A 12557-nucleotide genomic window follows, 5' to 3' on the forward strand; every position below is an offset into this window, starting at 1 on the left:
AACCGATGAACCCACGAAAGCTCTTTACGATCACTCTATTGATACTGGCACTCGGAATCGGCTACTATTCGATGAATTCGGCGCCCGTCCTGAGCGACGAGAACTACTCGTACCACGGGGATACCGCCTGGCAGACCGACGTGAACGAGTCCCTCGATACCGCCGCCGAGGAGGAAAAGCCCGTCCTCGTGTACTTCTGGACGACGTGGTGTACGTACTGCGAGGACTACAACAACAACGCATACACCGACCAGCAGATAATCGACCGTTTGGACGAGTTCGTCCTTCTCGCGGTGAACCTCGACGACGGCAGCCCGGCGGCGAAGGAACTCCAGCAGGAGTACAACGCGAACTATCCGCCACAGCACGTCGCGATTACGCCGGACGGTGAGGTTCTGGTGGAGATCAACGGCTACGCCGAAACTGACGCGTTCGCCACCTATCTCGACGAGGCCCGAGCGGAGTGGGAGGACCGATGATCGGAACCGCGCTGCTCGTCGTCGCGGCCCTCTCGGGACTCGCGGCGACGGGGCTTTTGCTCCGTGGCTATCTCCGCCGCGACGAGACGTACGACGACGCCGTCACCCCGCTTCTCGGCGTGACCGCCGGGTCGCTGGCGGTCGCACTCGGCTATCTCACCTACCTGTTCGTCGTCACCGACTACACGGTCGCGTACGTGTACAACAACACGGCGAACTACATTCCCCTGCTGTACCGCATCACCGGCGTCTACGCGGGCAACGAGGGGTCTATCCTCCTGTGGGCGGCGCTGGCGGCCGCCGTCTCCCTGTGGGCGGCGCGCGTCCGTGGCTTCGAGACCCCCGACGGGAAACTCGTACAGGCGATTACAATCGGGTTCGTCACCTACCTCGCCGGCATGCTGGTCGTCGACAGCCCCTTCACCCCGATCGGCGAGGCCATCCCGGAACTGAGTGGTGGCTCGGTCCCCCTCGACGGGACCGGCCTCAACCCGCTGTTGCTCGATCCGTATATGGCGATTCATCCGCCGATAATGTTCATCGCCTACGGGCTGTTGACGATGCCGTTTGCGGTCGGCGTCACCCACTTCGTGTCGACGCTGCGTGGCGACGGCGGCGTGTTCGCCGGGTGGATCGGCAGCATCACACGCTGGGTCCGCGTTTCGTGGCTGTTCCTGACGGCGGCCATCATCCTCGGTTCGGTCTGGTCGTATCGGGTCCTCGGCTGGGGCGGCATCTGGGCGTGGGACCCCGTCGAGACCGCGGTGTTGATTCCGTGGATATTCCTCACTGCGACGCTGCACGCGGTGCTCAACTACCGGTCACAGTCGACGTACGCGACGCTTGCCCCCGCGATGACGGCCGCAACGCTCGCGCTCGTCATCTATGCGACGGCGATCGTCCGAAGCGGCGTGTTCCGGAGCGTCCACTCCTTTGCCAACGACGGAATCGGGTCGGCGCTGTTGGTACTGCTGGCCGCGACGCTCGTCCTCGGCATCGGGTTGCCCCTCGGGTACTGGCTGGTCAGGGACCCGTCCGAATCGACGGCCGAAAGCCAGTCGTGGATAACCCGTTCGAACCTCCTGCATCTCGCGGTGCTCGGCATCGGTCTCCTCGGGTTCATCTCCGTGTGGGGGCTGACCTTCCCGGTGCTCAGCAACTACACCACCGGCATCGAAGTCGAGTTGACGAACATCTACTACAACCTCTGGTCCTACGTGGTTCTCATCGCCGTCCTGCTCGCGCTCGGTTTCTACATGGACTACGACATCGAGGGGCGCCGACGCGCACTGGTTTCGCTGGGCGTCTTCGGCGTCGCGACGCTCGTGGCCGCGCTGCTCGTCCCGACCGAGACGTGGACGCTCGCGGAGACGGAGCCCAACGACGTCCTCTTCTACCGGGTTATCGGGAGCGCGAGCATCCTCTCTATCATCCCGCCGGCGGCGTACGTCAGCCTCACCGTCATCAAGCGCGCCCTCACGCTGATTCCCGGGTCGTCGAACCGGCACTTCCAACTCAAGCAGACCGGCATCACGCTGGTCCACGTCGGGTTCGTGCTCCTCGTCGTCTCGGTGTCGTTCTCGTACATCTTCACCACCGAATCGTCGGTCATCATCGACGACGCCGAACGGGAGGCCGCACTCGAGGACCCACCGACACACGCGGTATCCGAGTCGGCCTACGCCGTCGAAGTGACCGACTACGAGGAGTATCAACGCCCCGCCGACCCCGACGTCGAGAACGTCGCCCTCTCGGTCGAGCAGGTGACCGACAGGGGCCGGTCGATTCACGAGACGGTGCAACCGGTCTACGGCACCGTAACGCAGGTGAATCAGGGCCCGAACGCGACGATCGTCCAGCTCGATGGGTCGTCGATCTGGATCGGCATCGTCGGCGAGGGCCACCAGCAGCTCGATATCAACGAAGGCCAACAGCTGGTCGGCGTCGGATACGTGATATGGGATTACCTGCCGGAGCTATCCCAGACCGACGCCGTCGTCGTCACCGAACCGCAGAACGTCGGCACGGCGTCGAACCCACCGGAATCGCTCGACCAGACGCGCGTTATCGGCAGCAGCGTCGGACTCACCGTCTACGAGGACGGCGACCGACTCACCAACGGCGACGCCGGCCAGGAGCGATACATCCAGCAGGGCGGCATGGAGGTCCGGGACGTCTTCGTCGACCGCGGCGCGACCCACGACACTTACGTCATCGCGGCCGTCGACGACGGCACCGCCTCGCTGACCATCCGACAGATACCGCTGATGAACCTCATGCGTGCCAGTGCTCTGCTCCTGCTGGCCGGGATGGCGATCGTGCTGCTGTTCGACCCGGCATACGGTCTCGTACCGCAGTTCAGACAGCGGTCGAACGCCGCCGAGGTGACCTCCGACTGACAGCCGTCTCCGTCAGGCGCCGCCCCGCATCGACCCGCCGACCGACCCAACCACACACCCACTCGACTCCCAACCCATGACACACCGACCGACATCCGCACTGCTCGTCTCGCTCACACTCGCGTTGTTCGTCTCGCTCGCGCTGGCTGCCGGCGCCGGCGCCGCAGCGGCGGACACGAATACCGGCACCGTCACCGTCGAAAACGGTTCGGCCGACGGATACACCGTCACCGTCGCAGCCCTCAACACGTCGAACCAGCCCGTCGTTGACCCGACCGAAACGACGGTCGAGAACGGCACGTTCAGCTACGAGACGTTCGACAACGCCACGACGTACTTCATCCGACTCGAAACCGAAAACGGGGCGTACTACGAACTCGTCGACGCCACCGAAACGCCGGCGTTCGCGCTGAATCGAAGCGTCTCCGGGACGGTCGTCGACGAGGACGGCAACCCCGTCTCGAACGCGACCATCAACGTGATGAGTGAACACGGGCCGCAAGTCAATCAGGTAACCGTCGCCGACGACGGGTCGTTCAGCATCGACCCGCTCCAGCCCAACCGGACCTACTCGCTCCGCATCGAGGCCGACGGCGCCGTCTACCGGGACGTCGTCTCGACGGATACGACGAACACGAGCCGCGAAATCGAACTGGCGTCGCCGACCGACGACCGGGACGTGCTCGAGTTGGGCGGCGGCCAGCCGGTGAACCACCTCATGCGGGTCGGCCCAACGGACGACGGCAGCGGTCTGTTCGTCGTCGAGATTCTCTCGATTCGAAACACCGCCGACCGGCCGTTCGTGGGGTCGGTCGCCTACGAGATTCCGTCGAACGCCGAGACGGTCGCCGGAGCGGTCCAAAACGAACGCGTCAACATCAGCAGTGAGAACGGAACCGCGGCGGTCGAGGCCTCAATCGAGGCCGGAGAGACCGTCGAGGTCGCGGCGTTCTATCGGACCGACAGCCGGTCACTCGAGAAGCCGGTCGGATACGACGTCGAGTCGTTCGCCCTCCTTCTGGAGCAATATAACCTGTCGCAGGCGGAGTTCTCGAGCAACCTCGTGGAGGCGGACATGGAGATGCCGATGGTGACGAACACCGAACCGCTCGCTGCGGATGACCGAATCTCGATGCGCATCACCAACACCACGGCGGACAACGGTACCGAGGCGACTCCGACGAACAGCGACGACGGCGACGAGTTACCGCTCGTCCCGCTGGGATTGGCCTTCGTTGGGACCATCGTCGGCGGACTGTTCGTGTACCGGCGTTTCTGAGTCGGCGCTCGACGTCCCTTCCGTCACTCCTCGACGAGGTACTCGAAGGTCGTCCAGCCGGCGAGAAGGACCAACCCGTCGTAGGTGAGCAGGATTCTGAACCACGCCGAAGCGGTTCCGTCGGCGATGCCGGGCCGGGTCAGTTCCGTCCCCGCGAGGATGACCGGAATCACGAGCGGGATGAGCAACACCGGAAGCAGCGACTCCTGAAGCCCGGAGTGTAACATCAGCACCGAAAGCAGGACCCCGACGGCGCTGAACCCGAGCGCCGCCAGCGGTATCACCGACAGAACCGTCGAGAGCATGCCGACCCCGTAGGTGTAATCCAGAAACACCACGACGAAGCCGAGACTCAACAGCCCGACCGCGCTCACGAAGACCGTCGAACTCACGACCTTTCCGAGGTAGATGGCCGACCGGTCGACCGGAGCGAGCAACAGCCCTTCGAGCGCGTCGTTTTGGCCTTCGAGGGCGATGGCGTGGCTCATCCCGACGACGCCGCCGAAGACGACGGCGAGCCAGAGCGCCCCGCGTGCGAGGACCTCCCGGTCGGCTATCTGTTCGCCGAAGACGAACGAGAAGACGACGACGATGAGAAGCGAGAAGACGAACGCCGAGTTGATTGTCTGTTTGCTCCGCGTCTCGACGAGGAGGTCCTTGCGGGCGATTTCGTAGACCGTTCGGAGGTATCGCCAACTCATTCGAGTCCCCCGTGGCGGTCGGGACCGGGCGGGTCGCCGGCACAGAGCGTTCGGTACCGTTCGCGGAGGGCCGCGACCGTGTCGACCGAGGTCGCATCGAGGTCCCCCACGAGGCGGCCGTTGTTCAGAAAGAACAGTCGGTCGGCGAGCTCGAAGCCACGCTCGAGGTCGTGTGTCGCCGCGATGACGGTCCGGTCGTCGAGGTCGTCGAGAACGTCCGCTATCCGCCGCAGCGATGTCTGGTCGAGTCCGGTGTAGGGCTCGTCGAAAAGCAGGAGTTCGGGGTCGTGGATGAGCGCACGGGCGAGCGAGACCCGCTTTGCCATCCCGTGTGAGAACCCGGAGACGCGTTCGCCACCCCGGTCGGCCAGCCCGACGACATCGAGGAGGTCCTCACAGACGTCCCGGTCGACGCCGTGGAGTCGCGCGTGCAGTCGAAGGTTCTCCCGAGCGGTGAGTTCCCCGTACAGCATCGTCTCGTGGGCGACGACGCCGACCTGCGAGCGGGCCGAGGCGTGGCCGTCAGCGAGCGACTCCGAGCCGACCGTGATTCGACCGTCCGTCGGCCGCGACAGCGACGCGAGGAGCCTGATGAGCGTCGTCTTTCCGGCTCCGTTGGCACCGAACACCGCTGCCGTCTCACCCGCGTGGAGTTCGAAGGACACGTCCGAGACGCCGACGTGCGAGCCGAACCGCTTGGAGACGCCGTCGACGGAGACGAACGACATGTGGGTGGGTTGTCGGACCCGCAATTTAAGCGTTGTAATCTGGACCTTGCTGGCATCCCCTCGACTACGACCCGGCAAGTGTGGGGCGATATGCGAAGGTTTGATGTGAGCCACTACGGAAGATGGGGGCATAATGGATCGGAGGACGAAAGGCGTCGTGGGCGGAGTCGGAATCGCCGTCCTGCTCGCCATTCTGGCGTCGACGACGATGGGCGCGACCGCCGAGTTCGTCACGCCGACCAACCTCACCGAGACCGACAGCTACGACGGCGAACTCGTGAAACTCGAAGGGCGGGTCGTCGACCTCCAATCCGACGACGAAATCACGTTCGGCGTCGCTGACGGGAACCACACCGTCTCGGTGACCTACGACGGTGACATGCCCGAGACGATGGCCGAAGGACGACTGGTCGTCGCGGAGGGACGCTACGACGGCGAGCACGTCGAGGCCGAGTCGCTGACCGTGCGGGCCCACGAGGGCGAACGTCCCGAGGGCTACGACCACAACGGCACCGGCGCGGGAGGCTACAACGGAAGCGAGACGGGAAGTTACAACGGAACCGTAACGTCAACGGAAACGCCAGCGGCCGACTCCTGACGCTGGATAGCTGCTTCTTCGAGCGGTCCGCTTCAACCGATTCGCCCACGGGTCGCGTATCGGGTAGCCACACTCCTGTACGGTATCGGATTCGCCGTCGAATCGCGACGGCAGAAAGGGCCGGTCAGACCTCCGAATCGGCGTCGGAATCCGACGCGAGGTCGTCGAGTCGCTGTTCGGCCGCCGAGAGACGGCTGCGGAGATACAACACGTAGACCATAAGCGCCGCGAATATCGCGCCGTAGCCGAAGAGCAGCAGGTATTCCATGGTGGGTCAGTCGTTCTTGAGCGGTTTGTGCGTTTCTGTCCAGTTCCGGCGTTTCAGCGAATCGATGCGGTCGCCGAGTTCGTAGAGCCGGACGCGGCTGCCGAGCAGGGCGACGTACAGGAAGAACACCGCGAGAAGCGAGACGAAAAGCACCGACGCGGTGATAGCGGCTTCGGTATCCGGGTTCCCGATGGAGGGCGCGTGGAGCCGTGTCGTCCAGAGACGCGTCGAGGCGTAGGAGATGGGGACGGTAATGAACCCGACGACGCCGTAGACCGAAGCGAGTCGGGAGACGCGACCCGACCCACCCGTCCCGGAGTAGATGAGCAGATAGCCCGCGTAGATGAACCACACGAAAAGGAACGTGACGAGTCGGATGTCGGACCAGTCCCACCACGTGTTCCAGATGATGCGCCCCCACGCGCTGCCGGTGACGAGCGTCAGCGTCGCGAACACGAAGCCGATTTCGCCCGACGCGTGGGCCAGTCGCTCCCAAAAGCGCGTGCCGGATACCAGATACAGCACACAGCCGAGGAACGTGACGGTGAGGGCGAGTCCGCCGATTATCGCCATCGGGATGTGCCAGTACGCGACGAGATTGATGCCGTGACTGATGCCGTACATCGAATCCGACGCGTAGCCGAAGACCAACCCGAGGGAGGCGATTCCGAGCAGAATCGCCAGATACCCCGGGAGAGAGCTCCGAAACCCACGGCGGAGAAGCCCGATCACGAAACGCTCGCGTGAAGCCATATCGGTAGCAAGAGGGTACCGGCTAAAAAAGACACGCGAAAGACGACCGCCCCGCGCGAACACGGTGACGCTGTCGGGGCGGCCAAACTGCGCTCCTTGCTTCACTGCGTCATCGCCGAAGTCGCATACTGCTGGCCGATTCAGACCGCGTCGTCGGGGTCGTTGCGCTCGGCAGTCCGGCCGGCCGCCTGCGCGAGGTACTCGCGTTCGTCCTCGGGGGCCTCCCCGAGTTCGCTGGGGGTGACTTCGAGCGAGGCCTTCGTCTCCCGACCGGGCCCCGTGAAACTCGTCAGGGCGCGTTCCTTGCGGAGGTAGCGCTCGCCGTCGAGGGTGGCGTAGGTGAGGATGATGAGGTTCTGCTCGTCGTCGCCGTAGGTGCGCTCGGCGAGCCACACCCGGACCGCCTCGCCGTCCGCCGACTGTTTCGCATCCATACGTAAACTAGGCTACGTGGCCGGATGAGTGTGTCGCCGAATCCCACGATGGAAACCGCTTTCCGGCCCGCAACCCACGGTGTGAACATGAACGTGAGAGCCGTAGCCGACCTCTCGCCCGGCGAGCGAGCGGCGCTGTTCGAGCGGGACGCCGGCGTCGCCGAGATTCGTGATTCGGTCCGTGACATCGTCGACCGGGTCCGCGAGGAAGGCGACGTCGCGCTCCGCTCCTACGCTAGCGAGTTCGACGACGTCGAGGTCGGCAACGTCGACATCACCGACGAGGCCGAACGCGCCTACGAGGAGGTCGACGACGAGATTCGCGACGCCATCGAGACGGCCGCCGACAACATCGAGGCCTTCCACGAGCGGCAGGCCCCCGAGGACTGGCGCGAGGACTTCGACGGCCGCGAACTCGGCCGCCGATACCGCCCGCTGGAACGCGTCGGCGTCTACGCCCCCGGCGGCACCGCGGCCTATCCCTCCAGCGCGCTGATGGGCGTCATCCCCGCGAAGGTTGCGGGCGTCGACCACGTCGCCGTCGCCACCCCGCCCGCCGAAGCCATCAACCCCGCGACGCTGGCGGCGATTCACGTCGCCGGCGCCGACGCCGTCTATCAGGTCGGCGGCGCGCAGGCCATCGCCGCGCTCGCCTACGGTACCGAAAGCGTCTCCGCGGTCCAGAAAATCGTCGGCCCGGGCAACAAGTGGGTCACCGCCGCCAAGGCCGAGGTTCGCGGCGACGTCGAAATCGATTTCCTCGCCGGGCCCTCGGAGGTGCTGGTCGTCTGCGACGACACTGCCGACCCCGAACTCGTCGCCGCCGACATGGTCGCACAGGCCGAACACGACCCCAACGCGTCGGTCGTCTGTGTCACCGACGACGAGGCAACCGCCGAGGCCGTCGCCGAGGAATGCGACCGGCAGGCCGAAGAACGCGAACGCTCGGAGGTCATCGAGGCCGCCCTCGACAACGACGCTTCCGACGTCCTCCTCACGCGGTCGATGCCCGAGGCCGTCCTCTTCGCCGAGGAGTACGCCGCCGAACACCTCTCTATCGTCACCGAGGACGACGAGGGCGTGCTGGATCGCATCGATTCGGCCGGCAGTGTCTTCCTCGGCGGAAACTCCCCTGTCGCCGCGGGCGATTACGCCTCCGGCCCGAACCACGTCCTGCCGACCGGCGGCCTCGCGAAGGTCACCGGCGGCCTCTCGGTCGACGACTTCGTCCGGTCGACGACGGTCCAGAAACTCGACGAGGAGGCGCTTTCGGACCTCCGTGAGACCGTGACGACACTCGCGCGTGCGGAGGGGTTGGAGGCCCACGCCGAAAGCGTCGAGAGGCGGTTTGAATAGCCCATAGGCTTACCGAGTTCGGGCAGGTACAGTTTTTCGATGGCTGGCGTCATCTTCGAGCGTGCTCGCAAGATACGCGATTCAAATGCTATCTTGGCCTTGATTTTCTTCGCTATCGTAATCGCCATTGAACCCTTCGTGGCGATAGTTACGGAGGGACTGCCAACCCCGAGCGAGACGGTTCTATCCATCTCGTGGGCGGCTGGGTCAGTACTTCTCTCAGGGTACGGCGTATGCCATCTACTGGCCGCACTAGCGGACACCGAGCAGTTCCTCGATGAGTACGGAACTAAATACGCGAGCGCGGCCATCGTGTTTTTTCACGCTCTCGGGCAACGGTTATTCGTAGTCGTCGCTGTCGGCTTCGCGTTGGTCTTATTCGCGATTCTCGGGACGGGAGTGGACGCCCCGTTCGCGTTACTTACTGCGCTCGGTTTGTTCGGCGCATTACTCCTCGGTCCGCCGACAGCAATCCCGATGAACCGTCGCGTATCCGAGAAACTGAGTGAATACCGCCATAGCTGACGGTCACCCGTTCGATAAGCACGCCCATTCACTGACCATCCTTCCGCCGCCGGTACGGCTTTGAGGCCGCCCGACGCACCACCTCGTATGTCATACGAGACACTCGCCGTCAGTCGCACGGATGCCGTCGGACGAATCGCCTTCGACCGACCCGAGGCCCACAACGCACTCAACGAGCGGATGGGCGACGAACTCGTCGAGGCGGCCCACGACCTCGTCAGCGACGACGCGGTTCGGGCCATCGCCCTGACCGGCAACGGCCCCGTCTTCAACACCGGCGCCGACCTGACGATGCTGTCCGGCGACGGCAGCGACGAACCGGCGATTCGCGCACTCGCCAGCAACCTCCACGAGTTCCTCAGCCAGATGATTCACGCACCCAAGCCCGTCGTGACCGGTGTCAACGGCGTCGCCGCGGGCGGGGGCCTCGGGCCTGCCGTCTGTGGCGATATCGTCCTCGTCGGCGAGTCCGCCCGCTTCGAGTTCGCCTACCCACGCATCGGCCTCTCGGCCGACGGCGGGTCGAGCTATCTCCTCCCGCGACTCGTCGGCCTCCGGCGCGCACAGGAGTTGGCCTTCCGCGACGAACCCATCGACGCCGCCGAAGCCGACGATATCGGCCTCGCGACCGAGGTCGTCCCCGACGACGAACTCGACGAGCGCTTGGCCGCCGAAGCCGAACGGCTGGCCGAGGGGCCGACACAGGCCTACGCCGCGACCAAGCGCCTGCTCACCGAGAGCTTCGACAACTCGCTGGATGCCCACCTCGGCGCCGAAGCCGAGACCATCGCCGGCCTGACGAACACCGAGGACTTCTCGCGGGGGCACGCAGCCTTCGGCGGCGACGAAAGCCCGGAGTTCACCGGCGAGTAATCGTCGCGAAAAAGGTCGAAAATCGGGGATCCAGGACGCTTAGAGCCGCTCGATGATGGTGGCGATGCCTTGCCCGAAGCCGATACACATCGTCGAGAGGCCGTACTGGCCGTCACACTCTTCGAGCTGGTAGGGGAGTTTCCCGACGAGTGCGCTGCCGGTCGCGCCCAGCGGGTGGCCGTGGGCGATGGCGCCGCCCCAGACGTTGGTCTTCTCCCAGTCGGCGCCGGTCTCCTCGAGCCACGCGGCGACGACGGCGGCGAAGGCCTCGTTGACCTCGAAGCGGTCGATGTCGTCGATGGACATGTCGTTCTGGTCGAGTATCTCCTTCGTTGCCGGAATCGGCCCCGTCAGCATCGTGATGGGGTCGACGCCGACGACGTGGGAGTCGACGATGCGGGCCATCGGGTCCCAGCCGTGTTCCTCGGCGGCCTCCTCGCTGGCGATGAGCAGCCCGCCCGCGCCGTCGACGATGCCCGAGGAGTTGCCGGCGTGGTGGAAGCCGTCGCCCTCGCCGCGGAACGACAGCGGCAGGTTGGCGAGTTTCTCCGCGGTCGTCGAGGGACGCGGGTGTTCGTCCTCCTCGACCATGACCGATTCGTCGTCGAGTTCGGTCTCGACGGGGACGACCTGGTCGTCGTACTTGCCTGCTTCGGCGGCCTCGCCCCAGCGCTGCTGGGATTCGGCGGCGAGTTCGTCGAGTTCGTCGCGGGTGAACCCGTAGTTCTCGGCGATGCGCTCGGCGCCCTCACCCTGCGTGGTGAGTTCGTCGAAATACTGGAAGTAGGTGTCCGTGACGCTGTTGCCGTCCGAGCCCATCGGGACCCGGGTCATGTGCTCGGTGCCGCCCGCGATGAGGACGTCGTGGTGGCCCGCCGCGATCTGGCCCGCGGCGAAGTTGATGGCCTGCTGGCCGGAACCGCACATCCGGTTGAGCTGGACGCCGGGAACGCCGTCTCCCCAGCCGGCGACCATCGGCGCGAGGCGGCCGATGTTGAGGCCCTGTTCGTCGATGGGCGTCACACAGCCGTAGATGACGTCCTCGACGGTCTCCGGGTCGAAGTCGTTGCGCTCCCGCAGCGCGGTAAGGGGCTCGGCCGCGAGGTCCTGCGGATGGGTGTCGCTGAACGATCCGTCGCGCTTGCCGAACGGCGTCCGTACCGCGTCGACGATGACTGGCGTACTCATGTGTCCTGTGAACACACGGTAAGACGCCCCTTGTGCGTTTTGGTGCTTATGTACGGTTTCTTCTTATAGGCCGATAGGAGGGCACATCGTGAGCGCCGACCACCGACAGCAGACGGCCGCGGTTTGCAGACGTTAATTCGGTCTTTTCGGTACGTAGGGGTAGGAGGGCCGATTCGTGGGTTAGACGGTACGAAAGTTCGATGCAATTTCGTATATCAATATATAGTTTACTGCCCGCCGAACGGGTCGAAGTCGGCGTTCAGCGGCCGGCCGAACCAGTAAACTACAACTGGCGCCCCCGCTAGCCTTCGAGCATGAGCCTCTCGCTGGAAAACGACTGTCCGGAGTGTGGTGCCGACGAGTTCTACAAAGCCGCGAGTACGCGACTCCACCTCGGAGTCAAAAAGAAGTGGCACTGTCCCAACTGCGATTACGGCTTCGTGACGATCAACGGCATCGACACCTCGGCCTGATACGGCAAGCGAGATATTGCACGATCGGCATCCGCTCGGCTGTGTCGACCAGTAGCGCTGTTGACCCCGGCCAACGTCTGTGACCTACTTCGCGCGCGCGACGGGCATCGCGATAATTCGTAACGACTCGGGGGCTGCTGATTGCTGACCACCAGAACCGACCCATCGGGCACGACCCCTTTTTTCGGTCAGACCCCCGGAGTTATCGTCACAGTCGTCCCCTCCAGTAGTCCGACAGTCGACCCTCCACCGGACCCACCCAGTTGATTGCCAGCAGTACCGGCCTGCCTCGACTTCCGACCTCCCAGTTGCCGACCGTCGAGGCATTCGCACATCGCGGGTACGGACCCACGATTCGTCCCTCGACTCACCAAATTTGTTAAAATCTCAATAATTTTCTCGACAGACATCGGTTCGTTCGCCAACCTATAAATCATATATTGCGATATTAAATCCACATTCTCAGAGAAGACCCATCCACAGCTAGCAGCGCTCTAGCGGAG

Annotated in this window: 14 protein-coding genes; 8 read left to right on the forward strand and 6 right to left on the reverse strand. The window is 64.6% G+C overall.

The genetic code is table 11. The features are described 5' to 3' along the window. The first annotated feature begins 5 nt into the window (after nucleotides 1-5). From U5914_RS02505 to U5914_RS02515, 3 genes are all read left to right on the forward strand, one after another. Nucleotides 6-479, forward strand: a complete 474-nt coding sequence (locus U5914_RS02505; RefSeq protein WP_336133908.1) for a thioredoxin family protein — start codon at nucleotides 6-8, stop codon at nucleotides 477-479. After that, a complete protein-coding gene (gene ccsA, locus U5914_RS02510) occupies nucleotides 476-2878 on the forward strand; it encodes a cytochrome c biogenesis protein CcsA (protein WP_336133910.1) in 2403 nt (800 codons plus the stop codon). The genes U5914_RS02505 and ccsA overlap by 4 nt, the downstream gene beginning before the upstream one ends. Before the next feature lie 76 nt (nucleotides 2879-2954). Further along, a complete protein-coding gene (locus U5914_RS02515; protein WP_336133912.1) occupies nucleotides 2955-4157 on the forward strand; it encodes a carboxypeptidase-like regulatory domain-containing protein in 1203 nt (400 codons plus the stop codon). A gap of 23 nt (nucleotides 4158-4180) precedes the next feature. On the opposite strand, the gene U5914_RS02520 is transcribed toward U5914_RS02515, so the two are convergent. Together U5914_RS02520 and U5914_RS02525 are read right to left on the reverse strand one after the other, a co-directional pair. Further along, on the reverse strand, nucleotides 4181-4858 hold the full coding sequence (locus U5914_RS02520) for a heme exporter protein CcmB (RefSeq protein ID WP_336133913.1): 678 nt from the start codon (nucleotides 4856-4858) through the stop codon (nucleotides 4181-4183). Continuing rightward, on the reverse strand, nucleotides 4855-5586 hold the full coding sequence (locus tag U5914_RS02525) for an ABC transporter ATP-binding protein (protein ID WP_336133915.1): 732 nt from the start codon (nucleotides 5584-5586) through the stop codon (nucleotides 4855-4857). The genes U5914_RS02520 and U5914_RS02525 overlap by 4 nt, the downstream gene beginning before the upstream one ends. A gap of 133 nt (nucleotides 5587-5719) precedes the next feature. Between U5914_RS02525 and U5914_RS02530 the strand changes: the two genes are divergently transcribed. Beyond that, on the forward strand, nucleotides 5720-6184 hold the full coding sequence (locus tag U5914_RS02530; protein ID WP_336133917.1) for a cytochrome c maturation protein CcmE domain-containing protein: 465 nt from the start codon (nucleotides 5720-5722) through the stop codon (nucleotides 6182-6184). 124 nt (nucleotides 6185-6308) lie between these two features. On the opposite strand, the gene U5914_RS02535 is transcribed toward U5914_RS02530, so the two are convergent. The 3 genes from U5914_RS02535 to U5914_RS02545 form a co-directional block, all read right to left on the reverse strand. After that, the gene (locus tag U5914_RS02535; RefSeq protein WP_336133918.1) at nucleotides 6309-6452 is read right to left on the reverse strand and encodes a CcmD family protein; all 144 of its coding nucleotides are present in this window, start codon (nucleotides 6450-6452) and stop codon (nucleotides 6309-6311) included. Between the two features lie 6 nt (nucleotides 6453-6458). Then, the gene (locus tag U5914_RS02540; protein WP_336133920.1) at nucleotides 6459-7205 is read right to left on the reverse strand and encodes a cytochrome c biogenesis protein; all 747 of its coding nucleotides are present in this window, start codon (nucleotides 7203-7205) and stop codon (nucleotides 6459-6461) included. A gap of 140 nt (nucleotides 7206-7345) precedes the next feature. Beyond that, nucleotides 7346-7639 (reverse strand): DUF7967 family protein, encoded by a 294-nt coding sequence (locus U5914_RS02545; RefSeq protein WP_336133922.1) that lies wholly within the window; start codon nucleotides 7637-7639, stop codon nucleotides 7346-7348. 87 nt (nucleotides 7640-7726) lie between these two features. On the opposite strand from U5914_RS02545, the gene hisD reads away from it, so the two are divergent. The 3 genes from hisD to U5914_RS02560 all read left to right on the forward strand — a co-directional run bounded on the left by hisD (nucleotide 7727) and on the right by U5914_RS02560 (nucleotide 10393). Further along, nucleotides 7727-8995: a histidinol dehydrogenase gene (gene hisD / locus U5914_RS02550; protein WP_336133923.1), complete on the forward strand. Its 1269-nt coding sequence runs from the start codon at nucleotides 7727-7729 to the stop codon at nucleotides 8993-8995. A 39-nt stretch (nucleotides 8996-9034) separates the two neighbouring features. After that, nucleotides 9035-9520, forward strand: a complete 486-nt coding sequence (locus tag U5914_RS02555; protein WP_336133924.1) for a hypothetical protein — start codon at nucleotides 9035-9037, stop codon at nucleotides 9518-9520. A gap of 87 nt (nucleotides 9521-9607) precedes the next feature. Continuing rightward, nucleotides 9608-10393 carry an enoyl-CoA hydratase/isomerase family protein gene (locus U5914_RS02560; protein WP_336133926.1) on the forward strand — a complete coding sequence of 262 codons (786 nt, stop codon included), beginning with the start codon at nucleotides 9608-9610 and terminating at the stop codon, nucleotides 10391-10393. Between the two features lie 39 nt (nucleotides 10394-10432). Here U5914_RS02560 and U5914_RS02565 read toward each other — a convergent pair whose 3' ends face one another. Then, nucleotides 10433-11581 (reverse strand): thiolase family protein, encoded by a 1149-nt coding sequence (locus U5914_RS02565; RefSeq protein ID WP_336133927.1) that lies wholly within the window; start codon nucleotides 11579-11581, stop codon nucleotides 10433-10435. A gap of 314 nt (nucleotides 11582-11895) precedes the next feature. On the opposite strand from U5914_RS02565, the gene U5914_RS02570 reads away from it, so the two are divergent. Beyond that, entirely contained in the window at nucleotides 11896-12054 is a 159-nt protein-coding gene (locus U5914_RS02570) for a DUF7838 family putative zinc beta-ribbon protein (protein WP_336133928.1), read from the forward strand. Nucleotides 12055-12557: the final 503 nt, after the last annotated feature.

Origin of the sequence: Natronomonas amylolytica (assembly GCF_037031205.1) — an archaeon.
In the GTDB taxonomy this organism is placed as follows: domain Archaea; phylum Halobacteriota; class Halobacteria; order Halobacteriales; family Haloarculaceae; genus Natronomonas; species Natronomonas amylolytica.

Excerpts from the sequence above, each read along its gene's own strand:
- U5914_RS02545 (WP_336133922.1), bottom strand. The coding sequence starts at position 7,639 with ATGGATGCGAAACAGTCGGCGGACGGCGAGGCGGTCCGGGTGTGGCTC.
- U5914_RS02555 (WP_336133924.1), top strand. The coding sequence starts at position 9,035 with ATGGCTGGCGTCATCTTCGAGCGTGCTCGCAAGATACGCGATTCAAAT.
- U5914_RS02515 (WP_336133912.1), top strand. The coding sequence starts at position 2,955 with ATGACACACCGACCGACATCCGCACTGCTCGTCTCGCTCACACTCGCG.
- hisD (WP_336133923.1), top strand. The coding sequence starts at position 7,727 with ATGAACGTGAGAGCCGTAGCCGACCTCTCGCCCGGCGAGCGAGCGGCG.
- U5914_RS02530 (WP_336133917.1), top strand. The coding sequence starts at position 5,720 with ATGGATCGGAGGACGAAAGGCGTCGTGGGCGGAGTCGGAATCGCCGTC.
- U5914_RS02560 (WP_336133926.1), top strand. The coding sequence starts at position 9,608 with ATGTCATACGAGACACTCGCCGTCAGTCGCACGGATGCCGTCGGACGA.
- U5914_RS02570 (WP_336133928.1), top strand. The coding sequence starts at position 11,896 with ATGAGCCTCTCGCTGGAAAACGACTGTCCGGAGTGTGGTGCCGACGAG.
- ccsA (WP_336133910.1), top strand. The coding sequence starts at position 476 with ATGATCGGAACCGCGCTGCTCGTCGTCGCGGCCCTCTCGGGACTCGCG.
- U5914_RS02565 (WP_336133927.1), bottom strand. The coding sequence starts at position 11,581 with ATGAGTACGCCAGTCATCGTCGACGCGGTACGGACGCCGTTCGGCAAG.
- U5914_RS02505 (WP_336133908.1), top strand. The coding sequence starts at position 6 with ATGAACCCACGAAAGCTCTTTACGATCACTCTATTGATACTGGCACTC.
- U5914_RS02520 (WP_336133913.1), bottom strand. The coding sequence starts at position 4,858 with ATGAGTTGGCGATACCTCCGAACGGTCTACGAAATCGCCCGCAAGGAC.
- U5914_RS02540 (WP_336133920.1), bottom strand. The coding sequence starts at position 7,205 with ATGGCTTCACGCGAGCGTTTCGTGATCGGGCTTCTCCGCCGTGGGTTT.
- U5914_RS02525 (WP_336133915.1), bottom strand. The coding sequence starts at position 5,586 with ATGTCGTTCGTCTCCGTCGACGGCGTCTCCAAGCGGTTCGGCTCGCAC.
- U5914_RS02535 (WP_336133918.1), bottom strand. The coding sequence starts at position 6,452 with ATGGAATACCTGCTGCTCTTCGGCTACGGCGCGATATTCGCGGCGCTT.